The organism is Pseudomonas sp. BAV 4579 (assembly GCF_009765395.1).
GTDB lineage: Bacteria > Pseudomonadota > Gammaproteobacteria > Pseudomonadales > Pseudomonadaceae > Chryseomonas > Chryseomonas aestiva.
Genome location: NZ_WHOV01000172.1, coordinates 1 through 22037, shown reverse-complemented (window position 1 = coordinate 22037; position 22037 = coordinate 1). Strand labels below are relative to the sequence as shown.

23 protein-coding genes and 1 pseudogene are annotated in these 22037 nt (G+C 65.9%); 9 read left to right on the top strand and 15 right to left on the bottom strand.

Features of this window, described 5'->3' with window-relative positions; genetic code table 11:
• Positions 1-131: 131 nt before the first annotated feature.
• The 14 genes from queC to aspS all read right to left on the bottom strand — a co-directional run bounded on the left by queC (position 132) and on the right by aspS (position 11890).
• The gene (queC, locus tag GSQ95_RS23915; RefSeq protein ID WP_158896739.1) at positions 132-806 is read right to left on the bottom strand and encodes a 7-cyano-7-deazaguanine synthase QueC; all 675 of its coding nucleotides are present in this window, start codon (positions 804-806) and stop codon (positions 132-134) included.
• A gap of 2 nt (positions 807-808) precedes the next feature.
• Positions 809-1459: a 7-carboxy-7-deazaguanine synthase QueE gene (gene queE, locus GSQ95_RS23910; RefSeq protein ID WP_158896740.1), complete on the bottom strand. Its 651-nt coding sequence runs from the start codon at positions 1457-1459 to the stop codon at positions 809-811.
• 71 nt (positions 1460-1530) lie between these two features.
• Positions 1531-2358, bottom strand: a complete 828-nt coding sequence (ybgF, locus tag GSQ95_RS23905; protein ID WP_158896741.1) for a tol-pal system protein YbgF — start codon at positions 2356-2358, stop codon at positions 1531-1533.
• Between the two features lie 6 nt (positions 2359-2364).
• A complete protein-coding gene (pal, locus tag GSQ95_RS23900) occupies positions 2365-2886 on the bottom strand; it encodes a peptidoglycan-associated lipoprotein Pal (protein WP_007160328.1) in 522 nt (173 codons plus the stop codon).
• Positions 2887-2945: 59 nt separating this feature from the next.
• Positions 2946-4244 (bottom strand): Tol-Pal system beta propeller repeat protein TolB, encoded by a 1299-nt coding sequence (gene tolB, locus GSQ95_RS23895; protein WP_158896742.1) that lies wholly within the window; start codon positions 4242-4244, stop codon positions 2946-2948.
• On the bottom strand, positions 4241-5344 hold the full coding sequence (tolA, locus tag GSQ95_RS23890; protein ID WP_158896751.1) for a cell envelope integrity protein TolA: 1104 nt from the start codon (positions 5342-5344) through the stop codon (positions 4241-4243). Before tolA ends, tolB begins: the two co-directional genes overlap by 4 nt.
• The gene (gene tolR, locus GSQ95_RS23885) at positions 5344-5790 is read right to left on the bottom strand and encodes a protein TolR (RefSeq protein WP_133861225.1); all 447 of its coding nucleotides are present in this window, start codon (positions 5788-5790) and stop codon (positions 5344-5346) included. Before tolR ends, tolA begins: the two co-directional genes overlap by 1 nt.
• An 11-nt stretch (positions 5791-5801) precedes the next feature.
• A complete protein-coding gene (gene tolQ / locus GSQ95_RS23880) occupies positions 5802-6494 on the bottom strand; it encodes a protein TolQ (RefSeq protein ID WP_133861226.1) in 693 nt (230 codons plus the stop codon).
• A gap of 2 nt (positions 6495-6496) precedes the next feature.
• Positions 6497-6946: a tol-pal system-associated acyl-CoA thioesterase gene (gene ybgC, locus GSQ95_RS23875; RefSeq protein ID WP_158896743.1), complete on the bottom strand. Its 450-nt coding sequence runs from the start codon at positions 6944-6946 to the stop codon at positions 6497-6499.
• Between the two features lie 51 nt (positions 6947-6997).
• A complete protein-coding gene (gene ruvB, locus GSQ95_RS23870) occupies positions 6998-8050 on the bottom strand; it encodes a Holliday junction branch migration DNA helicase RuvB (RefSeq protein WP_158896744.1) in 1053 nt (350 codons plus the stop codon).
• 4 nt (positions 8051-8054) lie between these two features.
• Complete coding sequence (ruvA, locus tag GSQ95_RS23865; protein WP_158896745.1) at positions 8055-8657, bottom strand: Holliday junction branch migration protein RuvA; 603 nt, start codon at positions 8655-8657, stop codon at positions 8055-8057.
• Positions 8658-8703: 46 nt separating this feature from the next.
• On the bottom strand, positions 8704-9264 hold the full coding sequence (ruvC, locus tag GSQ95_RS23860) for a crossover junction endodeoxyribonuclease RuvC (protein WP_007160336.1): 561 nt from the start codon (positions 9262-9264) through the stop codon (positions 8704-8706).
• On the bottom strand, positions 9264-10010 hold the full coding sequence (locus tag GSQ95_RS23855) for a YebC/PmpR family DNA-binding transcriptional regulator (RefSeq protein ID WP_158896746.1): 747 nt from the start codon (positions 10008-10010) through the stop codon (positions 9264-9266). The genes ruvC and GSQ95_RS23855 overlap by 1 nt, the downstream gene beginning before the upstream one ends.
• 104 nt (positions 10011-10114) lie before the next feature.
• Positions 10115-11890, bottom strand: coding sequence for an aspartate--tRNA ligase (aspS, locus tag GSQ95_RS23850; protein WP_133861231.1), 1776 nt, complete (start codon positions 11888-11890; stop codon positions 10115-10117).
• 211 nt (positions 11891-12101) lie between these two features.
• Here aspS and GSQ95_RS23845 point away from each other — a divergent pair, with 211 nt between their 5' ends.
• From GSQ95_RS23845 to GSQ95_RS26740, 3 genes and pseudogenes are all read left to right on the top strand, one after another.
• The gene (locus GSQ95_RS23845; protein WP_132832088.1) at positions 12102-12572 is read left to right on the top strand and encodes a Dps family protein; all 471 of its coding nucleotides are present in this window, start codon (positions 12102-12104) and stop codon (positions 12570-12572) included.
• A 43-nt stretch (positions 12573-12615) separates the two neighbouring features.
• Positions 12616-13047 (top strand): annotated as a pseudogene (locus GSQ95_RS26920) (cold shock domain-containing protein membrane protein); the annotation flags it as partial.
• 120 nt (positions 13048-13167) lie between these two features.
• Positions 13168-13383 carry a cold shock domain-containing protein gene (locus GSQ95_RS26740; protein WP_166655908.1) on the top strand — a complete coding sequence of 72 codons (216 nt, stop codon included), beginning with the start codon at positions 13168-13170 and terminating at the stop codon, positions 13381-13383.
• A gap of 58 nt (positions 13384-13441) precedes the next feature.
• On the opposite strand, the gene GSQ95_RS23835 is transcribed toward GSQ95_RS26740, so the two are convergent.
• Positions 13442-15532 (bottom strand): LTA synthase family protein, encoded by a 2091-nt coding sequence (locus GSQ95_RS23835; protein ID WP_158896747.1) that lies wholly within the window; start codon positions 15530-15532, stop codon positions 13442-13444.
• A 317-nt stretch (positions 15533-15849) separates the two neighbouring features.
• On the opposite strand from GSQ95_RS23835, the gene GSQ95_RS23830 reads away from it, so the two are divergent.
• From GSQ95_RS23830 to GSQ95_RS23805, 6 genes are all read left to right on the top strand, one after another.
• Positions 15850-16809 carry a MoxR family ATPase gene (locus GSQ95_RS23830; protein WP_133862363.1) on the top strand — a complete coding sequence of 320 codons (960 nt, stop codon included), beginning with the start codon at positions 15850-15852 and terminating at the stop codon, positions 16807-16809.
• Between the two features lies 1 nt (position 16810).
• A complete protein-coding gene (locus GSQ95_RS23825; protein WP_158896748.1) occupies positions 16811-17749 on the top strand; it encodes a DUF58 domain-containing protein in 939 nt (312 codons plus the stop codon).
• A complete protein-coding gene (locus tag GSQ95_RS23820) occupies positions 17746-18240 on the top strand; it encodes a DUF4381 domain-containing protein (protein ID WP_158896749.1) in 495 nt (164 codons plus the stop codon). The genes GSQ95_RS23825 and GSQ95_RS23820 overlap by 4 nt, the downstream gene beginning before the upstream one ends.
• Positions 18233-19231 carry a VWA domain-containing protein gene (locus GSQ95_RS23815; protein WP_158973938.1) on the top strand — a complete coding sequence of 333 codons (999 nt, stop codon included), beginning with the start codon at positions 18233-18235 and terminating at the stop codon, positions 19229-19231. The genes GSQ95_RS23820 and GSQ95_RS23815 overlap by 8 nt, the downstream gene beginning before the upstream one ends.
• A complete protein-coding gene (locus GSQ95_RS23810; RefSeq protein ID WP_158897111.1) occupies positions 19228-20901 on the top strand; it encodes a tetratricopeptide repeat protein in 1674 nt (557 codons plus the stop codon). Before GSQ95_RS23815 ends, GSQ95_RS23810 begins: the two co-directional genes overlap by 4 nt.
• Positions 20898-22037: BatD family protein (locus GSQ95_RS23805; RefSeq protein WP_158973936.1), on the top strand; the 1140-nt coding region annotated here is incomplete at its 3' end. The genes GSQ95_RS23810 and GSQ95_RS23805, both read left to right, overlap by 4 nt.

Here is a 22037-nt window from a genome sequence, read left to right as displayed (position 1 = left end):
GGTCGTGCAGGATTCGAACCTGCGACCAATTGGTTAAAAGCCAACTGCTCTACCGACTGAGCTAACGACCCGTTAGTGGGCGCCATTCTAGCGATTTTCTCAGGAGAATCAACACCCTAGATGAAAATTTTTTACTGGTAGCGCGTAGGGTCCGAAATTCCCGCCGCCTTGAAGCCTTCGGCGCGCAGGCGGCAGCTGTCGCAGCGCCCGCAGGCCTTACCCTCGTCGTCGGCCTGGTAGCAGGAGACGGTCAGGCCATAGTCCACACCCAGCTGGCTGCCGGCCTGGACAATCTGCGCCTTGGAGAGGAATTGCAGCGGGGCTTCGATCTTGAAGCTATCCCCTTCCACACCGGCCTTGGTGGCGAGATTGGCCAGGCGCTCGAAGGCTTCGACGAATTCCGGCCGACAATCCGGATAACCGGAGTAGTCCACCGCGTTTACCCCGATGAAGAGATGACGGGCGCCAAGCACCTCGGCCCAACCCAGGGCCAGCGACAGGAACACGGTGTTGCGCGCCGGCACGTAGGTGACGGGGATGCCCTCGCCCGGGGTCTCCGGGACGGCGATATTCGGATCGGTAAGCGCCGAGCCGCCGATGCCGTTGAGATCCAGGCCGATCACCTTGTGCTCGACGACCCCCAACTGGCGCGCCACGCGCTCGGCGGCCTGCAGCTCGGCTCTATGGCGCTGACCGTAGTCAAAACTCATGGTGTAGCAGGCGAAGCCCTGAGCCTTGGCCATGGCGACGATGGTGGCGGAGTCCAGGCCGCCAGAGAGAAGGATGACCGCTTTAGGCTGATTCATGCTCAGTGTCCCGGCTCGTCGTTCCAGAGAATCTTGTGCAGCTGCAGCTGGAAGCGCACCGGCAGATTGTCCGCCACGATCCACTCCGCCAGCTCACGCGGCACCACCTGGCCATGGCTGGGCGAGAACAACACCTCACCTGCCCGTTGCTCAAGGCGATACTCGATCAGCTTGGAAACCGCCCAGTCATAGTCCTCGCGGGAGCAGATGACGAACTTGATCTGATCGTTGGGCGTCAGGTGGTCAAGGTTGGCGTACAGGTTGCGCCCCACCTCCCCCGACCCTGGCGTCTTGAGGTCGACGACCTTGCTCACGCGCACATCCACGCCACTGACATCCAGGGCGCCACTGGTTTCCAGGGATACCTGGTAACCGGCATCGCACAGTTGTTCGAGCAGCTTGAGGCAATTGGGCTGGGCCAGTGGCTCGCCACCGGTCACGCAGATGTGCCGCGGCCGGTAGCTCGCGACCTGCTCCAGGATGGCATCCAGGTGATGGATCTCGCCGCCGGTGAAGGCATAGGCCGTGTCGCAATAGTGACAGCGCAGGGGACAGCCGGTAAGGCGGACAAAGACGGTGGGAAGACCGGCAGTGCGGGCTTCACCCTGGAGCGAATAGAAGATTTCGGTAAGACGTAGGGTATCTTTTTGCATGAAAGCCACGGGCGTGACGGCTACACAGGCCATCCGCCTCCGTTGCGGTAGATAGAAGAAAAAAGCCTGCGCTAGGGCAGGCTTTTCAGATCCCGCTGCGCCAGTTGCGCAGCGGAGGTTCCGGGATACTGGCTGATGACCTGCTGGTACATGCCCTTGGCCCGATCGGTGCGGCCAAGCTTCTGCTCGACCCCACCCAGTTTATAGAGCGAATCCGGCACCTTGTTGCTGGTGGGATAGGCCTGACTGACCTTGGCGAAAGCCTGGCCTGCGGCCTGCAGATCGCCCTTGGCCAGATTCACCTCACCCAGCCAGTATTGGGCGTTGCCGGCGTACTGACTGTTGGGATATTTGCGCAGAAAGGCGTTGAACGCCTGACTGGCCTTGTCGAAATCCTTGGCTTTGATCAGATCGAAGGCAGCATCGTAGTAGAGCTTTTCCTTCGCTGGATCGCCCGGTTCGCTACTGGCGGCCGGTGTCCCTGCGGAAGCAGGCGGGGTCGGCGTATTGTTGGCCGCGATGGCACCACCCTGGGCGGCACCCGCAGCGGCTTCGGCACCTGCATTGGCAGGAGCGGAAGAAAGCTGGGAAATACGGCCATCCAGATCCTGGTAACGATCCAATCCTTCCTGCTTGAGCTGGCGGATCTCGTTTTCCTGAACCTCGACCTGGCCACGCAGGCGCGCGATATCGTCCTGCATCTGTTGCAACTGCATGAACAGTTGACCCATGCCGGAAACGGAAGCCCCGTTTCCGGCACTGGCCGCGCCTGCGTTGCCATAGCCTTGCCCAGCGGACTGGGCAACGCCATAACTACCATCCTGTACGGGAACCTGAGCCCCGGCGACAACCGGTACACCAAGGGTCAGGGCGATCAAGAACTGCAGGCGCTTGGACATCGTTTATTACTTCTTCAGCTCGACGCGACGGTTCTGAGCCCAGGAAGCCTCGTCGTGACCGACGGCAACCGGACGCTCTTTACCGTAGGACACCAGCTCCAGCTGAGCCGGGGACACGCCCTGCAGCACCAGGTAGCGCTGAACGGCCTTGGCACGACGCTCGCCCAGCGCCAGGTTGTACTCGCGGGTACCGCGTTCGTCGGTGTTGCCTTCCAGAACGACGCGCTGGCCGCTGGCCTTCAGGTCCCGGGCGTGAACGTCCAGAGCGCGCATGGCTTCCGGCTTCAGGTCGGAGCTGTCGTACTCGAAGTAGAAGGTGGTGATGGCGCGCAGAGCGGCTTCGTCACCCATGCTGCCGTCGACGGCACCCGAGTTGGCGCCGTAGCCAGCGTTAGGGTCGACAGCACCGGCGCCAGCGCCAGCACCAGCGCCTTCACCGGAGGCGTCGCCGCCCTTGGAGGAACAGCCCACGGCCACGGCCATGGCCAGAGCCAGCGCAGCGAACTTGCCGAATTTCAGCATTTCCATCATGTAACTCCTAAAAGAACCGCAATGTTGGTGTAACTAAGGACTTTTCTAATTAGCCGTCAGTTCAGGTAAGGAGACCAGGAAGGCTCGCGCACGTCACCCTGGGCGGTGGGAATAGGAATCCGGACGCGACCATTGATGGAGACAAGCATCAGTACGCCTCGGTCCTGCTGGCGGGTGGCGTAGATTAGCATGGTGCCATTGGGCGCAACAGTGGGCGAATCGTTGAGGCTGGTGTTGGAAAGCACCCGCACAGAGCCGCGCTGGAGGTCCTGCGCAGCGATCTGGAAGTTGGTGAAACCTTCCTGACGATGCACCATGACCAGGGTCTTTTCATCCGCCGAGAGTTTCGGGTTGGCGTTGTAGTTACCGACGAAAGTCACGCGCTCAGCACCCCCGCCATTGGCGCTGGTCTTGTAGATCTGCGGCTTGCCGGAGCGGTCGGAGGTGAAATAGATGGTCTGGCCATCCTTGCCCCAGAAAGGCTCGGTGTCGATGGCGGAGTCATTCGTCACACGACGAATGGCACGCGAGCCGAGATCCATCACATAGATCTCGGGGTTGCCATCCTTGGACAGTACGAAGGCCAGGCGATTGCCATCGGGCGAAAACGCCGGCGCGCCATTCAGGCCTTCGAAATTGGTCAGCTGCTCGCGGCGACCGGTGTCGATGTACTGCATGAAGATGCGCGGGCGCTGCTGCTCGAAGGAGACGTAGGCGATGCGCTTGCCGTCCGGCGCGAAACGCGGCGACAGGATCGGCTCGCGCGACTGCAGCAGGGTAACGGCACGTGCACCGTCATAGTCGGCACGCTGCAGGGTGTAACGGGTGTTGGTGGCGGAGAAGCGCTCGGCGGTCACATAGAGGATGCGCGTCGAGAAGGCACCCTTCACGCCGGTCAGCTTTTCATAGGCCTGGTCGGAAATGAAGTGCGCCATGTCGCGCAGCTGATCGGTACTGCCACCGACGTTACCAGTCAGGACCTGCTGCTCGGTGGAGACGTTGAACAGGGCGTAGCTGATCTGCAGCCGGCCACCGTTGGGCACGACATTACCTACCAGCACGTAATTGGCGCCCAGCGCCTTCCAGTCACGGAAGATGACTTCGCTGGCCTGGCTCGGCTGACTCAGCATGTTCTGGCGCGGAATCGGCGAGAACACCCCGGAGTTGCGCAGGTCGTCGCTGACAACATTGCCCAGGTCTTCCGGCAGCGGCTGACCACCCTGCCAACCGAAGGGCACGACGGCGATCGGAATGGCACGGTCACTACCGCTGGAGATCACCAGCGGATCGGCCGCCTGGGCGGAGCCCACCACCAGGACCAGGCCCAGCAGGATGTAACGGATCAGGGTGTTCACAGACTCAGGTCCTCCGGTTTGAAGATCATGCGGCGCTGACGGTACAGCTGATCGAAGGTCTTGCGATCCAGCTGCTGCAGCTCACGGATACGACCGACGTTACGCACGGCCGATACCGCTGAATTGTCGAATTCCTTGTTGCCACTGGAGCGGGTAACCGTCGCGCTGGTGATGGTGCCGTCGGGCAGCATGTTGATCTGCACCTCGACGCTCATGCCGTTGCGCGCCGACTGCGGGCGCGTCCACTGCTCGCTGACCAGACGCACGATCAGGTCATCGAAACTCGATGCCACCTCGTCGCCCTGCTCTTCGGCCAGTGCCTGCTGCCGCTGGGTATCATCGGACAGCAACTCGGCCAACGCCTGCGCCTTCTTGTCTTCCGCCGCCTTGCGTGCAGCTGCCTGGGCAGCCTTCTTCTTGGCGTCGTCTGCCGCTTTCTTCTTGGCGGCCTCGGCTGCAGCCTCTTTCTTGGCCGCGTCTGCCGCCGCCTTCTGCTTGGCCTCTTCCGCCGATTTCTGCTTGGCTGCTTCGGCCGCCGCCTTCTTGGCCGCTTCGTCGGCTGCCTTCTGCTTGGCGGCTTCGTCGGCCTTCTTCTTGGCGATATCCGCCTGCTTCTTCTGCTCGACAGCCTGCTTGGCTTCCGCAGCCGCCTTGGCGGCCTCGGACTGTTTCTCGGCCTCAGCCTTGGCTTCGGCGGCTTTGGCCGCCGCTTCCGCTTGCTGCGCCTTTCGAGCGTCGTCGGCTTTCTTTTGTTCCGCGGCCTGTTGCTGGGCTTCCTTCTGTTGCTGAGCCGCCTTGGCCGCCGCCGCTTCGCGCTGGGCTTCCTGTTGCTCGCGACGCTGCTCCAGCTGCTCCTGCTCGTACTGCTTGGCCGCGGTCTTCTTCGCCTCCCCCGCCAGTTTCTGCTCGGTCTGCACCTGCGCGGAACTCTTGGACTTGAGCTGGACCAGGGTGGCCTGGACGACCGGGCGCGACTGGGGCAATTCAGGGGTGAAGGCGAAGCTGACAAACAGCAGGCCGAAAATCAGCACATGCAGGGCGACTGCCCAGATGACCGGCCAGAAATAACTTTCGGACGACGAACGCTCGCGGTGTCGCATCAAGGCGCCTCGGTAATCAACCCGACGTTGGGCACGCCGGCCTGTTGCAAGGCACCCATGGCGCCGGCCACGACACCGTAGTTGGCAGCCTTGTCACCCCGGATGAACACCTGGGTGTCCGCCCGCTGACGCATGATGGCACCGACCTGCTGACTCAGTTGGGGCAGCGACACCGCGGTCTCGGACTTGGCCTTCTGATCTGTATCCACCTCGGAACCGACGTTCCAGTAGTAGGTACCGTTGGCCTTCACCGAGACGGTGAGGATCTGCTTGTCGTTGTCTTGCGGCAGGGCCTGACTGTCGACCTTGGGCAGGTCGACCTTGACGCCCTGGTTGAGCATGGGCGCCGTCACCATGAAGATGACGAGGAGCACCAACATCACGTCGATGTAGGGCACCACGTTCATCTCGGCGACGGGCTTGCGTTTCTTGCGGCGAGGGACCATGGGATACCTCTTTATTCGTCGCTGGTGTGGACTTTGCGGTGCAGGATGGCCTGGAATTCGTCCGCAAAGGTGTAGTAGCGGTTGATCAGCATTTCCGAGCGGGCAGCGAAGCGGTTGTAGGCCACGACGGCGGGAATGGCGGCGAACAGACCGATGGCGGTGGCGATCAGGGCTTCGGCGATGCCGGGAGCCACGGTGGCCAGGGTCGCCTGCTGAGCGGTGGACAGACCGCGGAAGGAGTTCATGATGCCCCAGACGGTACCGAACAGACCCACATAGGGGCTGGTGGAACCGACGGTGGCCAGGAACGGCAGGGCCTGATCGAGTTTTTCTTCCTCACGGGAGATGGCGACGCGCATGGCGCGCGAGACGCCTTCCATCACGGCATCGGGATCCACTCCGGGCTGCTGACGCAGGCGGGAGAATTCCTTGAAGCCGGCGCGGAAGATCTGCTCGACGCCGGAGTCCGGATCGGGGTTACTGCCGGCCTGGCGATACAGCTTGGACAGATCGATGCCAGACCAGAATTTCTCTTCGAAGGCATCCAGGGAACGCTTGGCGGCGCGCATGGCATTGCCGCGCTGGATGATCATGATCCATGACGTGACAGAGGCTGCGACCAGGATGAGCATCACCAGTTGCACCACCAAGCTGGCGTTGGCGATGAGGCTCCACATGGACGTATGGTCGACGTTGGGTTGCACGCTTAATCTCCTGATTGAATTGACGCCGGACTTCCGGCAAGAACCGTTCGCATGGCTGCAGGGATAGCCCTGGGCCTGAAGCTGTCAGCACGCACGCAGGCGACCGTCACCCACCCTTCACAGAGCAGGACAGCGTCCCTGGCGCGCCGGACCTCCTGGTGAAACCTGAGGCTGGCGCGCTTCGCCTCGACCACCTCGGCACCGATCAGCAACTCGTCATCCAGTCGCGCGGGCGCATGGTAGCGCGCTTCGCTGCTATGGACGACGAACAGCAGACCATCCCGGGCGAGTTCGGACTGGGCATAGCCCAGCGCGCGCAGTCGCTCGGTGCGGGCGCGTTCCATGAACTTGAGGTAGTTGACGTAATAGACGATGCCGCCGGCATCGGTATCTTCGTAGTAGACACGACACCTGAGGACGGACGGCGATGGGCTCCGCGATTGCGCGTGCATACTCTAGAACCTAGCCTCGCCGTTGCCAATCAGAAATGTTCGCAACTGCATTTAATTACCATTGACCTCGAACAGATCGGGTGTACCACCCTGGGCCAGACGCGTCGGCAGATTGAGCCCGAAGTGCAGATAGGCATGGCGGGTCACCACCCGTCCGCGCGGCGTGCGCATGATATAGCCTTGCTGGATCAAATAGGGTTCCAGCACGTCTTCGATGGTGTGACGCTCTTCGCTGATGGCGGCAGCGAGGCTGTCGACGCCCACCGGGCCGCCGTCGAACTTGTCGATCATGGTCAGCAGCAGACGGCGATCCTGGTGATCGAATCCCTGGGCATCGACGTCCAGCAGATCCAGGGCACGGCTGGCGATATCGTGGCTGATGTGACCCTGCCCGCGCACCTCGGCGAAGTCCCGCACCCGCCGCAGCAGGCGATTGGCGATCCGCGGCGTGCCGCGCGCCCGGCGGGCGATTTCCATGGCCCCCTCGGCCTCGATGGCGAGACCGAGGATACCGGCCGAGCGGGTGACGATGGTGGCCAGGTCAGCGGTGCCGTAGAACTCCAGACGCTGGACGATCCCGAAGCGGTCGCGCAGCGGATTGGTCAGCATGCCGGCGCGGGTGGTCGCGCCGATCAGGGTAAAGGGCGGCAGATCCAGCTTGATGGAGCGAGCCGCCGGGCCTTCACCGATCATGATGTCGAGCTGGTAGTCCTCCATCGCCGGATAGAGCACCTCCTCGACGATGGGTGAGAGTCGATGGATCTCGTCGATGAAGAGCACATCACCGGCTTCCAGGTTGGTCAGCAGCGCGGCGAGATCGCCCGGGCGTTCCAGCACGGGGCCCGAGGTGCTCTTCAGGGAAACCTGCATTTCCTGGGCGATGATGTTGGCCAAGGTGGTCTTGCCCAGGCCAGGTGGGCCGAAGATCAGGGTGTGGTCGAGGGCCTCGCCCCTGCCCTTCGCGGCCTGGATGAACAGCCCCATCTGGTCGCGTACCACCGGCTGGCCGATGTAGTCGGCCAGACGCACCGGACGGATGGCGCGATCCTGGAATTCCTCACGGTCGCGGCCAGTGCCCGAGATGAGGCGATCGGTTTCTATCATGGGATCAGACCATGCCCTTCAGGGCGCGACGGATGAGTTCCTCGCTGGAAAGGTCTTCCCCCTCCACGGCGGCGACGGCGCGGCTGGCTTCCTGGGGCTTGAAGCCCAGGGCGACCAGGGCGCTGACCGCATCGGCCTCGGCGCTGGCCACGACGGCGGCCTGGTTCGGCAGGACCAGGGGAGCGATGCCGGGCAGGCTCTCCCAGGCCTTGAAGCGGTCCTTCAGCTCGACCAGCAGGCGCTCGGCAGTCTTCTTGCCCACCCCTGGCACCTTGACCAGGGCGGCCGTGTCCTGGGCTTGCACGCAGCGAACCAATTCATCCACCTCGAGACTGGACATCAACGCCAGGGCCAGCTTGGGGCCGACACCATTGAGCCGGATCAGCTCGCGAAACAGCTCACGCTCGCGCTTTTCCCCGAACCCATACAGCAGGTGCGCATCTTCCCGTACCACGAGGTGGGTATGCAATGTGACGATTTCACCCTGGGCCGGCAGCCGATAAAGGGTCGTCATGGGCACTTCGACCTCGTAGCCGACTCCGCTCACGTCGAGCAGGAGATGCGGCGGCTGCTTTTCCGCCAGGGTGCCACGTAGACGACCGATCACAGGGTTACCTTCCTAACGTTGGAGCGAGAGGGTTGAGCGAACAGGACTAGAGCCGCAGACGACCGCCGCGGCGGCGGGTGGCCAGCAGGCCATGGGGCACCAGGCTCTGCCGGGTATGGGCATGGCACAGGGCGATGGCCAGGGCGTCGGAGGCGTCGATCTGCGGCTTTTCGGTCAGCCGCAGCAGGTGCATGACCATCAGCATCACCTGCTGCTTGTCCGCCCCGCCGTTGCCGACCACGGCCTGCTTGACCTGGCTCGCGGTGTACTCGGAGATCTCCAGGCCACCCTCGGCACCGGCGACGATGGCCGCACCCCGGGCCTGTCCCAGCTTGAGCGCCGAATCGGCGTTGCGCGCCATGAACACCTGCTCGATACCCATGGTGACCGGCCCGTACTGGGCGATGACGTCGCGCACGCCGCGATAGACGATCTGCAACCGCTCGGGCAAAGGACCGTTTCCCGTACGGATGCAGCCGGAGGCCACGTATTCGCAGCCCCGCCCGGTGTCGCGCACCACGCCGAAGCCGGTCAGCCGCGAGCCCGGGTCGATGCCCAGCACCAGGGTGCCGGGCGCATCGGGCGGCAGGCGCTCGTAGAGGGACATCAGCCGAGCTGCTCCATGACATCCTCGGGGATGTCGGCGTTGGAATAGACGTTCTGCACGTCATCCAGGTCTTCGAGCATGTCGATCAGCTTGAGCACCTTCTGCGCGGTGTCCAGATCCAGGGTCGCGGAGGTCGAGGGGATCATGGTCACCTCGGCTTCGTCGGCCTTGTAGCCGGCGGCGGTCAGGGCTTCGTTGACGGCGATGAAGTCGGCGAAGCTGGTGAAGACGTCGATGGAGCCATCGTCGTTGGCCACCACGTCGTCGACGCCGGCCTCCAGGGCTGCTTCCATCAGGGCGTCTTCGTCCAGGCCGGGGGCATAGCTGATCTGGCCCTTGCGCTCGAACAGATAGGCCACCGAACCGTCGGTACCCAGGTTGCCACCGCACTTGTTGAAGGCATGGCGGACTTCGGCGGCGGTACGGTTGCGGTTGTCGGTCATGGCTTCGACGATGATGGCGACACCGCTCGGGGCGTAGCCTTCATAGGTCAGTTCCTCGACGTTCTCGCCTTCGCCGGCACCCACGCCACGGGCGATGGCCCGGTCGATGGTGTCGCGGGTCATGTTGGCGGTCAGCGCCTTGTCCACCGCCAGACGCAGGCGGGGATTGTCGGCCGGAACGCCGCCGCCCTGGCGCGCGGCCACGGTCAGCTCACGGATGATCTTGGTGAAGATCTTGCCTTTCTTGGCATCCTGGCGTTCTTTGCGATGCTTGATGTTGGCCCACTTGGAATGACCGGCCATAAGCTACTCCAATCTCTGACGAAGACGGCACCGGCGGCGAGGGCCGCGGCGCACTGAAAAGGGAAACGGAGGGCATCCACCTGGGCGCCCTCCTCCGATAAGACTTATTCCGCCTTGGGCTGCTCGCGCAGGCGGATGTGCAGCTCGCGCAGGGCCTTGGCATCGACGGCGCCGGGCGCCTGGGTCATGACGTCGGCCGCGCTCTGGGTCTTCGGGAAGGCGATGACTTCGCGAATCGAGGAGGCGCCGGTCATCAGCATCACCAGGCGATCCAGACCGAAGGCCAGGCCACCATGGGGCGGCGCACCGAACTTGAGGGCGTCCAGCAGGAAGCCGAATTTCTCTTCCTGTTCCTCGGCGCTGATGCCGAGGACCTCGAAGACCGCCTGCTGCATCTTCTTGTCGTGGATACGGATGGAACCGCCGCCCAGCTCGGTGCCGTTGAGCACCATGTCGTAGGCCCGGGACAGGGCTGCGCCCGGATTGGCCTTGAGCGCCTGCGGGTCGCACTTGGGCGAGGTGAAGGGGTGGTGCATGGCAGTCAGGCTGCCGTCGTCGTTTTCCTCGAACATCGGGAAGTCGACCACCCACAGCGGCGCCCACTGGCAGGTCAGCAGGTTGAGGTCGTGGCCGAGCTTGATGCGCAGCGCGCCCAGGGCTTCGGAGACGACCTTGGTCTTGTCCGCGCCGAAGAACACTATGTCGCCATCCACCGCGCCGACGCGGTCGAGGATGACGTTGATGTTGTCCAGCGGGATGTTCTTGACGATGGGCGACTGCAGGCCCTCGACGCCGGCGGCGCGCTCGTTGACCTTGATGTAGGCCAGGCCCTTGGCGCCATAGATGCCGACGAACTTGGTGTAGTCGTCGATCTGCTTGCGCGGCATGCTCGCCCCGCCCGGGACGCGCAGGGCGGCGACGCGGCACTTGGGATCGTTGGCCGGACCGGCGAAGACCTTGAAGTCGACGTCCTTGAGCTGGTCTTCCACGTCCACCAGCTCCAGCGGGATGCGCAGGTCCGGCTTGTCGGAACCGAAGCGACGCATGGCTTCGGCCAGGGTCATGTGCGGCAGCTCGCCGAATTCGACGTCCAGCACTTCCTTGAACAGGTTGCGCACCATGGTCTCGGTGATGTCCATGATGTCTTTTTCATCGAGGAAGCTGGTCTCGATGTCGATCTGGGTGAATTCCGGCTGGCGGTCGGCACGCAGGTCTTCGTCACGGAAGCACTTGGCGATCTGGTAGTAGCGATCGAAGCCGGCGACCATCAGCAGCTGCTTGAACAGCTGGGGCGACTGCGGCAGGGCGAAGAAGCTGCCGGGATGGGTGCGGCTGGGCACCAGGTAGTCGCGGGCACCCTCGGGGGTGGCGCGAGTCAGGATCGGGGTTTCCACGTCGAGGAAACCGTTTTCGTCCAGGTAGCGGCGGATGCTGGAGGTGATGCGCGAACGCAGCTTGAGCTTCTCGGCCATCTCCGGACGGCGCAGGTCGATGAAGCGATAGCGCAGGCGGGTCTCTTCACCGACGTCGGTGTATTCGTTCAGCGGGAACGGCGGGGTCTCCGCTTCGTTGAGCACTTCCAGCTCGTAGCCCAGCACCTCGATGGCGCCGGAGGCCATGTTGGCATTGCGCGCGCCTTCGGGACGCAGGCGCACCTTGCCGGTGAGCCTGACGACATATTCGCTGCGCACGCGGTCGGCCTTGGCGAAGGTTTCGGCGCGATCCGGATCGAACACCACCTGGGCCAGGCCTTCGCGATCGCGGATGTCGAGGAAGATGACCCCGCCGTGGTCACGGCGGCGGTGGACCCAACCGCAGAGGGTGATTTCCTGGCCGTCCAGGCTCTCGTTCAACTGGCCGCAATAGTGGCTGCGCATCATGGTCGTGGTTTCGCTTCTCTAGAACAGGCTGAATGCGTGGAGGCTCCGGGCCGGCAGGACCGGGTGCTCGACTGAACGGGAGATTCTATATCATCCGTTGCGATTTTACCGTAGCCGGGCGCGCAGCTCGACGTGCGAACACTGGCTAAACGGCCAGCGGTTCTGTGATAGCCTCGGAGCCCTTCGCAACCGACGCACAGGAGCCGTCAGCATGGAAATCAACATCGGAATCGCCGAACAGGATCGTGCCCAGATCGCCGAGGGCCTGTCGCGCCTCCTGGCCGACACCTACACCCTGTATCTGAAGACCCACAACTTCCACTGGAACGTGACCGGGCCGATGTTCAACACCCTGCACCTGATGTTCGAGACCCAGTACACCGAGCTGGCCGTGGCGGTGGACGACATCGCCGAACGCATCCGCGCCCTCGGTTTCCCGGCGCCGGGCACCTATGCCGCCTACGCCCGGCTGTCGAGCATCAAGGAAGAGGAAGGCGTACCGGACGCCCAGGAGATGATCCGCCTGCTGGTGCAGGGCCAGGAGGCCGTGGTGCGGACCGCCCGGGGCATCTTCCCGCTGCTGGACAAGGTCAGCGACGAGCCCACCGCCGATCTGCTGACCCAGCGCATGCAGACCCACGAAAAGACCGCCTGGATGCTGCGCAGCCTGCTGGCCGCCTGAGTCCGGCTACCGTCGCGGGCCACGGCCCGCGACGGTGCCATGATTGAGCGGCTCTCACCTTTTGGGTTTAATAAGGACGCGCTTTTCGCGCCGGGTCATTCCGCTGTCGGGCATCGCTCCGGCAGTTTCGGCAGACCCGTGTTATCTATCCCAAGGTGATTTCACATTGAACACGTTATCTACTGTCCATGTCGTGGTGGGCGCTGCTGCGCTCCTGTTATCGGCGATTCCCGGACTGCAGTCCGATACCTCGTCCTTCGATCAACCCGAGTCCATCCACCTGGCCCTGCTGGGTCTTGCCACCCTCCTCTTCACACCCTTCTCCCGTAGCCGCAGCAGCGGCGCCCAGAAACTCGCCAGCGTCCTGCTGGTGCTCGCCGTCGTGGCCCAGACCTTCATCCTGCTGGCGCCCCTCGAGCAGATCGGTGGCCTGCCGGCCGAGCTAGTGCCGCTGGCGCTGACCCTGGTCGCCGCCCTGGCCAGCCTGCCGGAGAAGTTTCGCGGCCAGGCCGGCAGCGCGCCGGTGGTCGATGCCGAGGCGCGCCCGCGCCAGACCGCGCGTCCGGCGCCGGTTGCGGCCGCCCCAGCACGCCCGCTGGCCGATGACCGCGAGCGCGGCACGGTGAAGTGGTTCAATACCTCCAAGGGCTTCGGCTTCATCTCCCGCGATACCGGCGACGATATCTTCGTGCACTTCCGTGCGATCCGCGGCGAAGGTCACCGGGTGCTGATGGAAGGCCAGCGCGTGGAGTTCTCGGTGATCCAGCGGGACAAGGGTCTGCAGGCGGAGGACGTGATCATCGCGGCCTGATCCGTACCAGCCATGAAAAAGGCCGCCCCTGGGCGGCCTTTTTCATGGGCGCGCGAGGCTACTGCCGCTGGGTGGCGGCCGCCTTGCTGTCGTTCATGCCGGTGGTGTTGCCGAGCAGGCTGGCGGTGGCGATCTGGATGAAGGCCTCCAGGCGCTTCTGCAACTCGGGCGCGCTGGCGTCGCCCTTGACCACCTCGCCACCGGCCTGGATGCCCAGGTGATAGCGATAGAGCACGGCGTCGCGATCACGCGGCTTGACCAAGATGCGATCGCCGGTGACCAGGGCCACGGTCTGGTCGCTGCCCGACGGCTTGATCACCGCCACGCCCGGATCGCCCTGGGGCAGGCCCAGCAGGTCGCGACCCCAGCACTGGTGCTGGGTCGGCTTGCCGAAGCGGGCCATCACCGTGGGTACCACGTCGATCTGGCTGCCCACGGTGTCGCGCCGGGCGCCAAAGGTTTCCTGCACGCCCGGACCGATCAGCAGCAGCGGCACGTTGAAGCGCGATAGGTCCATCTCGGTGATCTGCTCGTTGTTGCCGAAGCCATGGTCACCGAGGATGACGAACAGGGTGTCCTGGTACCAGGGCTCCTGCTTGACCTTGGCGAAGAACTGCCCCAGCGACCAGTCGGCATAGCGCATGGCGGTGAGGTGCTCGTCGAGCGAGCCGTGGCCGGTGACCGGGGTGACCGGCAGGTCCTTGGGCAGCGCATAGGGGGTGTGGTTGGACAGGGTCTGCAGCAACGCATAGAAGGGCTTGCCGTCCGGCGCCTTGGCCAGGGTGTCCAGTTCCTGCACCGAGCGGTCGAACATGTCCTGGTCGGAGACACCCCAGGTCGGATCCATGAACACCGGATTGACGAAGTCTTCGCGACCGACGAAGCGAGTCATGCCCTGGTTGCTGAAGAAGCCGGACTGGTTGTCCCACTGGAAATTGCCGTTGTAGACGTAGACGTCGTCGAAACCGCGGGTGCTGAGCAGTTGCGGCAGCCCGGAGAACTGGTGGGCGCCCTCGGGCATGCGCATCAGGTACTCGAAGGCCGGCAGATTGGGGAAGCAGGCCATGGTGGCGAACATGCCCTGGTGGGTGTGGGTGCCGTTGGAAAAGAAGCGGGTGAACAGGGTGCCCTGCTTGGCCAGGGCGTCGAAGTTGGTGGTGATGCCGTCTTCGTTGCCCAGGGCGCCGATATAGCGACCGGCCATGCTTTCCATGAGGATCACCACCACGTTGCGCACCTTGGGCAGCTGGCCGTCGGTGGGCGGGGTGTAGATCCGGCGGACGGCGGCCTTGTCGGCGTCGATCAGTTCGTCACGGGGGGTCAGCAGCAGCTGCCGGGTGGTGGCAAGCGCCTCGGCGGCCGGCATGGTGGCCTTCCAGCTGTTGTCGCGATGATCGGAGAAGCTGTTCTCGGCAGCATTGATCAGCGTCAGGGTGCCGTTCAGACCCAGATGGTTGGCGAACATCGAATCGGTGGTATAGGCGTCGCCCCAGCGCAGCGGCGGCCCGGATCTCAGGGTGCCACGGGCGGCGATGACGGCTACCACCAGGCAGAGCATGAAGACCGCGCCCCGGCGATACCAGGCGGCCGGTCGCGCCGCGGCATGACGCCGGGTGGCCCGCTCGACGCCAAAGAACACCAGGCCCAGCAGCAGGGTCGCCACGGCCCAGGCCAGCAGCAGGCGCACCACCGGGAAGCCGTTCCAGATCATGCTGGTAACGGTGTGCAGGTCTTCCTGCATGTACTGGAACACCAGGCTGTTCAGGCGCTGGTGGAATTCGCGATAGAAATTCAGCTCGCCGACGCCCAGCAGCAGGCAGAGGCTGGCGGCCAGGGTGAACCAGCCGGCCTGCAACCGGCGCGCGGCCATGGCTCTGGCGCTCAACAGGCAGAGCAGCGAGGGCACGCAGATATAGACCACTAGGCGCAGGTCGAAGCGTGCGCCGTTGAAGAAGGCCTCGGCGAAGGTGGCGAAGTGTGAATCACCGATCAGGTCGGTGTTGTAGCCCAGCAACGCCAGGCGCAGCAGGGTGAACATGACCAGCAGCGCCAGGCCGCAGCCCAGGACGAAGCTCAGGTGGCTGCCCAGCGTCGGCACCGGGCGGCTGCCGGGGGTGCGCGGGGATTGGGTGACTTCCGTTTGCGACATGAAAACACCTTGTCAAAAGCAGCAGGGATTCGCGGCGCGTGGCCAGCGGCTCGGGATCGGCCACGCGGAGGCCTCCGGCGCGGTCGGCAGGCGTGGGAGTTTAACCCTCCGGTGCGATCGCGCCAGTCTTGGCCGCTCGGGCTTGGCCGAAGCGAGACCTCTGCCGTGCCGTCAATCGCCCAGCCTGAGCAGGAGCTCGTCAAAATTTCGTCAAGGACTGCTCTGGATGCGACGTCAGCCCAGGCATGGGCGGCAGCCGCCGCTTGCAGTAAAATCCAGCACCCTTGACCGCTCCAGTGCCGTATTCAGGATGTCCCATGGCTCACCGTGACGCTCTGCAGATGCTTCGCACCTACCTGACCAGCCAGATCCTTGGCCAGGAAACCCTGGTGGAGCGCCTGCTCATCGCGGTGCTGGCGGATGGTCATCTGCTGGTGGAAGGTGCCCCGGGGCTGGCCAAGACCAAGGCCATCAAGGACCTAGCGGAAGGCCTGGAGGCCGATTTCCACCGCATCCAGTTCACTCCGGATCTGCTGCCGGCCGACATCACCGGCACCGAGATCTATCGCCCGGACACGGCGACCTTCTCCTTTCAGCAGGGGCCGATCTTCCACAATCTGGTACTGGCCGACGAAATCAACCGGGCACCGGCCAAGGTGCAGTCCGCGCTGCTGGAAGCCATGGCCGAACGCCAGGTGAGCATCGGCCGCACCTCCTATGCCCTGCCCGACCTCTTCCTAGTAATGGCCACCCAGAATCCCATCGAGCAGGAAGGCACCTATCCGCTGCCCGAGGCCCAGCTCGATCGCTTCCTGATGCACGTCAAGATCGGCTACCCCGATGCCTCGGTGGAGCGTCGCATCCTCGCCCAGGCCCGTGGCGAAGCCCTGGACGGCGAGACCCTGCCGACCGAGCGCGTCACCCAGGCGGAGATCAATGCGGCCCGGCGCGAGGTGCTCGGGCTGTACATGGCCGACGCCGTGGAGGAATACCTGGTCCAGCTGATCATGGCGACCCGCACCCCGGGGCGCTTCGACCAGGACCTGGCGCACTGGATCACCTATGGCGCCAGCCCGCGTGGTTCCATCGCCCTGGATCGCTGCGCCCGCGCCCATGCCTGGCTGGCCGGGCGGGATTTCGTCAGCCCGGAGGATATCCAGGCGGTGGTCTTTGACGTCCTGCGCCACCGCGTCATCCTGTCCTTCGAGGCGGAAGCCGCCGGCATCGACCACGACCGGGTGGTGCAGCGCATCCTCGATCTGGTGGCCGTGGCCTGAGATGGCCGAGCGCAACGGCGTGACCCTGAGCCTGGCCGAGCTCATCGAAATGCGCCACCGGGTGGTCGAGGTGCAGCTGTTTTCCGCGGCCGGACGACGCAGCCCGCTGATCGGCCTGCACCACTCGCGCCTGCGCGGGCGCGGCGTGGACTTCGACCAGGTGCGCGCCTATCAGCCCGGCGACGACGTCCGGGCCATCGACTGGCGCGTCACCGCCCGCACCCGCGAACCCCATACTAAGCTGTTCCATGAAGAGCGCGAGCGCCCGGTCTATCTCCTGCTGGAGCAGAGTCCGCGCACCTTCTTCGGCACCTGCCAGCAATTCAAGTCGGTGCTGGCCGGGCGGCTGGCCGCGCTGATCGGCTGGGCGGTGCTGGAGCACAACGACCGTATCGGCGGCATGATCTTCGGCGGCGAACGCCTGCACGAGGTGCGCCCGCGACGCAGCAAGCAGAATCTGCTGCGCTTCTTCGATCACCTGGTCAACGCCAATCGGGCGCTGCAGGATCCGGCCCTGGCCCAGGTGCCGCGCATCACCTTCAACCAGGTCCTGCGCCGTGCTCGCGAGGTGCTGCGTCCCGGCAGCCTGGCGCTGGTGATCTGCGACGAGCGCAGCCTGGACGTGGCCACCGAGCAGCACCTCACCCTGCTTTCGCGGCACAGCGACCTGGTCCTGCTACCGCTCTCCGATCCGCTGGATCATGCATTGCCCCAGGCCGGCCTGCTGCGTTTCACCAGCGGCCAGGCCGAGGTGGAGCTGGATACCGATCGCGCCGACGTCCGCCTGGGCTATGCCGAGCAGGCCGCGCAGCGCCGTGAACGCTGGACCGAACTCAGCCTGCGCCTGGGCATTCCGCTGCTGCCGCTGTCCACGGCGGACGATCTGGTCGAACAGTTGCGGCACCTGTTGCGGCAACATCGCCCGGGGTACACCTCGTGACCTCCGGCCTGCCGACGCTGGAGCCGCTGCGGCTGCCAGCGGAACCGGCCTGGTGGCCACCGGCGCCGGGCTGGTGGTTGCTGCTGCTGGTCGTGGTGGCCCTGGGTTTCTTTCTGCGCCACCGTCGCGGCCGGCGGCCGCTGGACAGCGCGCTCCCCGTCGAGGCGACCACCGAAGAGGATCTGCGTACCACCGCCCTGGCCGAACTGGCCCGCCTGCCGCGTCCCTATGGCGCTCCCGCCGGACCCTGGCTGCAGGCGCTGAATGCGCTGCTCAAGCGCCTCTGCCGCGCCAGCTATCCGGATCAGCTCAGCCAGACCCTGAGCGGCCGCGACTGGCTGGCCTTTCTCGATTCGCGCTGCCCGGCGGCCGGCCTGACGCGCTACATGATTCTGGTCGACGGCGGCTATCGCCCGGACTGCCGGCTGAATGACCGCGTCATCGACGGCCTGCAGGACGCCGTCGCCACCTGGATCCGCAAGCATGTTTGAATTCGCCTGGCCCTGGCTGTGGCTGCTGTTGCCGCTGCCCTGGGCGCTGCGCGTGCTGTTGCCCGCGGCCGACAGCGGCCAGGCGGCCCTGCGCGTGGAATTCCTCGGTGAACTCGAACACCTGGGCGGACGCATCCGCCACACCGGCGGCCTGAGCGGCACCCGCCGCCTGCTGCCCTTTCTACTGGGCTGGCTGCTGATCCTGGCCGCCGCGGCGCGCCCGCAATGGGTGGGGCCACCCCAGCCGCTGGACGTGAGCGGGCGCGACCTCCTGCTGGCGGTGGACGTCTCCGGGTCCATGGACACCCCGGACATGCAGCTGGGCGACGAGAATGTCAGCCGCCTGACGCTGGTCAAGCAACTGCTCGGCCGCTTCATCGACAGTCGCCAGGGCGATCGTGTCGGCCTGATCCTGTTCGGCTCCCAGGCCTATCTGCAGGCGCCCCTGACCGCCGACCGACGCACCGTGCATGCCCTCCTCGAAGAAGCCCAGATCGGCCTGGCGGGGCGCAACACGGCGGTGGGCGACGCCGTGGGGCTGGCGGTCAAGCACCTGCGCAAGCGGCCGGACAACAGCCGCACCCTGATCTTGGTCACCGATGGCGCCAGCAACGGCGGCGTGGTGACGCCCGCGGTGGCGGCCAGCCTGGCGGCCAGCGAGCGGGTGCGCGTCTATACCCTCGGCATCGGCGCCGATCCGGATACCCTGGGTGCCGGCGCGACACCCAGCGATCTCGACGAACCCATGCTGCGGCACCTCGCCGAGGTCACCAACGGCGCCTATTTCCGGGTGCGATCCAGCACCGAGCTGGCCGCCGTGTCGCGCCAGCTCGATCGCCTCGAACCCATCCGCCAGCAGCCGGACCAGGCCCGTCCCACCCGTGAACTCTATCCCTGGCCGCTGGCCGGGGCGCTGCTGCTCGGCCTGGCCCTGGCGCTCGGCCGCCTGCCGTGGCCGCAGCGCTGGCAGCGTGGAGGCAAGGTCCGATGAACGACTGGCTGCCGCTGTTCCTGCGTCCCGGGTGGCTGCTGGCCCTGGTGCCGGTCGCCCTGATGATCGGCTCGCTGCGCCGACGCCGGCATCGCCACGGGCACTGGCAGGCGCTGCTGCCTCCGGCGCTGCAACCCTGGCTGCTCAGTGACAGCGATCGCCAGCGCTCGCCCCTTGGCCTGGTGCTGCTGGGCCTGGCCGGAGTGCTGGCCTGCGTGGCGCTGGCCGGCCCCAGCTGGCAGCAGGGCGAAGCGCAGAACTTTCGCCGCAACGATCCGCTGGTGGTGGTGCTGGCGCTGACGCCCGACCTGCTCGCCACCGACGTCACCCCCAATCGCCTGCTGGCCGTGCAGCGCAAGCTGCAGGATCTGCTCAAGGCGCGCCAGGATGGCGAGACCGCCATCGTCGTCTATGCCGGCAGCGCCCACACCCTGGTGCCCCTGACCGACGATCTGCCGACCATGGACAACCTGCTCAAGGCGCTGCGTCCGTCGATCATGCCGGTGCCCGGGCGGCGCGCCGACCTGGGCATCGCCCAGGCCCTGGAGCTGCTCGGTCCGGCGCCCAGCGCCAGTGCCCGGCTGCTGCTCATCGCCAGCGACCTGGACGACCGCGAGCGCCTGGGTATCGAGCGTCAGCTGCAGGGTCGACTGCGCCAACTGGCGATCCTCGGCCCGGGTACGCCCCAGGGCGCTCCGGTGGCCGCCGAGACCGGCAACTACCTGAGCGACGCCGCCGGCGGCATCCGCATCGCCCGACTGGACGAAGGCCATCTGCAGGGTGCCGCCCAGGCACTGGGCGGGCGCTATCAGCGCTTGCAGCGTGACGACGGCGACCTGCGCCGTCTCGGCCTGCTGGAGCGTCCCGGCGACGTGCGAGTCAGCGACGGCCGGGCCTCCTCGGATTGGCGCGACCAGGGCTACCTGCTGCTACTGCCTCTGCTGCTCCTGGTCGCCTGCGGCGCGCGCCGCGGCTGGCTGCTGAGCCTGCCCTTCTGCCTGCTGCTGATCCCCCCTCCGGCGCAGGCCGGCAGCTGGGACGACCTCTGGCTGCGTCGCGACCAGCAGGCCCTGCAGCTGCTGGCCGACGATCAGGCTGGCGCGGCCGCCGAGCTCTTCAGCGACGAGCGCTGGCGTGGCGTGGCGCTCTATCGCGCCGGCGACTTCAGCGGCGCCGCCGCGGCCTTCGCCCGGGATCCGTCGGCGGACGGCCACTACAATCGCGGCAACGCCCTGGCCATGGCCGGACGCCTGGAGGAGGCCCTGCGCGCCTACCGGGCGGCGCTGGTGCTGCGCCCGGATCTGACCCCCGCCCTGCGCAATCGCAATCGCCTCGAACGCCTGCTCGCCCAACGCGCCGCAGCCCAGGCCGAGGCCGCCGCCCGCAGTCGCAAGGCGCAGAACGCCAGCCAGAGCAGCGCCCAGGCGGACGAACCGGCCAATAGCGGTACCCCGCCGGCCGCTGCAGCCGCCGCGGCCAGCCCGCAGCAGCAGGCACAGGCCGGCGCGGACTGGCTCGTCAGTCCCGCCTATGCCGAAGATCCTCTGGCGGAAGAACAGCGTCAGGCGGCCGAACAGTGGCTGCGAGAGATCCCCGACAACCCGGCCGAGCTGCTGCGCCGCAAGTTCTGGTACCAGCAACAACAACGCGAGGAGAACGCGCTGCAATGAAGTCCTATCCGTTGCTGCTGCCCCTCGCGCTGCTTGCGCCCCTGCTCCAGGCGGCGGATCTCAGCGCCCGTCTGGAGCGCAACCAGCTTGGTCAGAACGAGACGCTGGAGCTCATCCTCGAGACCACCGACCCCGCCCAGTTCGGCAAGCCCGATCTCGGCCCGCTCGAGCAGGACTTCCGCGTGCTCGGGGTCCGCCAGAACAGTCTGCCGCCCGGCGAGCGAGTGACCACCCGCTGGAATGTCACCCTGCAACCCAAGGCCAGCGGCGCCCTGACCATTCCTGCCCTGACCCTGGACGGCGCCCGCAGCCAGCCGCTGACGGTTACCGTCGAAGCCAGCGCCGCCAGGCGCCAGGCCCGCGAACCTGTCTACCTGGAAGCCGCGGTGGAGCGCGCCCGGCTCTATGTGCAGGCGGAAACCATCCTGACCATCCGCCTCTACCACGCCGTGGCGCTCTATGACGACCATGTGCTCACCCCGCCCAATCCCAGCGATGCGCGGGTGGATCTGCTCGGCCCCCCCCAGGTCTACGAGCGCGACGTCGAGGGGGTACGGCATGGCGTGATCGAATGGCGCTACGCCATCCATCCGCTGCAGAGCGGTACCCTGGTGCTGCCACCCCAGACCTTCAGCGCCACCCTCGCCGGTGGCCTCGACGACAGCTCGCGCGCTGGCCAGCCGATCCAGCTGCGCACCCCGGCGCTGACCCTTGAGGTTCTGCCACAACCGGCCAGTTATCCGCCGCAGACGCCCTGGGTGCCCGCGCGCAGCCTGACCCTGACGCAACAATGGAATCCCGCGCCGGAAGACGCCCGCGAGGGCAGTGCCCTGACCCGGACGCTGCAGCTGCGTGCCGAAGGCCTGGCACCCGGTCAGCTCCCCCCGCTGGTGCTGCCCGAGATCGAGGGCGTGAAGCGCTATGCCGAGCAACCGCGGCTGTCGCTGCAGACCCAGGCGCGCGGGCTGGTCGGGCAACGCGAGGAACGGGTCGCCCTGATTCCCACATCCACGGGTGACAAGGTCCTGCCGCCGGTGGAGGTGGTCTGGTGGAACACCGAGACCGATACCCTCGAACGCGCCACCCTGCCCGCCCAGCCCCTGGTGGTCGCCGAGGATCCGACGCTGCAACAGGTG

Bases quoted from the DNA above. Each gene is read 5' to 3' on its own strand.
- queC (WP_158896739.1), bottom strand. From the start codon at position 806: ATGAATCAGCCTAAAGCGGTCATCCTTCTCTCTGGCGGCCTGGACTCC.
- queE (WP_158896740.1), bottom strand. From the start codon at position 1,459: ATGCAAAAAGATACCCTACGTCTTACCGAAATCTTCTATTCGCTCCAG.
- ybgF (WP_158896741.1), bottom strand. From the start codon at position 2,358: ATGTCCAAGCGCCTGCAGTTCTTGATCGCCCTGACCCTTGGTGTACCG.
- pal (WP_007160328.1), bottom strand. From the start codon at position 2,886: ATGGAAATGCTGAAATTCGGCAAGTTCGCTGCGCTGGCTCTGGCCATG.
- tolA (WP_158896751.1), bottom strand. From the start codon at position 5,344: ATGCGACACCGCGAGCGTTCGTCGTCCGAAAGTTATTTCTGGCCGGTC.
- tolR (WP_133861225.1), bottom strand. From the start codon at position 5,790: ATGGTCCCTCGCCGCAAGAAACGCAAGCCCGTCGCCGAGATGAACGTG.
- ybgC (WP_158896743.1), bottom strand. From the start codon at position 6,946: ATGCACGCGCAATCGCGGAGCCCATCGCCGTCCGTCCTCAGGTGTCGT.
- ruvB (WP_158896744.1), bottom strand. From the start codon at position 8,050: ATGATAGAAACCGATCGCCTCATCTCGGGCACTGGCCGCGACCGTGAG.
- ruvC (WP_007160336.1), bottom strand. From the start codon at position 9,264: ATGTCCCTCTACGAGCGCCTGCCGCCCGATGCGCCCGGCACCCTGGTG.
- GSQ95_RS23855 (WP_158896746.1), bottom strand. From the start codon at position 10,010: ATGGCCGGTCATTCCAAGTGGGCCAACATCAAGCATCGCAAAGAACGC.
- aspS (WP_133861231.1), bottom strand. From the start codon at position 11,890: ATGATGCGCAGCCACTATTGCGGCCAGTTGAACGAGAGCCTGGACGGC.
- GSQ95_RS23845 (WP_132832088.1), top strand. From the start codon at position 12,102: ATGGAAATCAACATCGGAATCGCCGAACAGGATCGTGCCCAGATCGCC.
- GSQ95_RS23835 (WP_158896747.1), bottom strand. From the start codon at position 15,532: ATGTCGCAAACGGAAGTCACCCAATCCCCGCGCACCCCCGGCAGCCGC.
- GSQ95_RS23830 (WP_133862363.1), top strand. From the start codon at position 15,850: ATGGCTCACCGTGACGCTCTGCAGATGCTTCGCACCTACCTGACCAGC.
- GSQ95_RS23825 (WP_158896748.1), top strand. From the start codon at position 16,811: ATGGCCGAGCGCAACGGCGTGACCCTGAGCCTGGCCGAGCTCATCGAA.
- GSQ95_RS23815 (WP_158973938.1), top strand. From the start codon at position 18,233: ATGTTTGAATTCGCCTGGCCCTGGCTGTGGCTGCTGTTGCCGCTGCCC.
- GSQ95_RS23810 (WP_158897111.1), top strand. From the start codon at position 19,228: ATGAACGACTGGCTGCCGCTGTTCCTGCGTCCCGGGTGGCTGCTGGCC.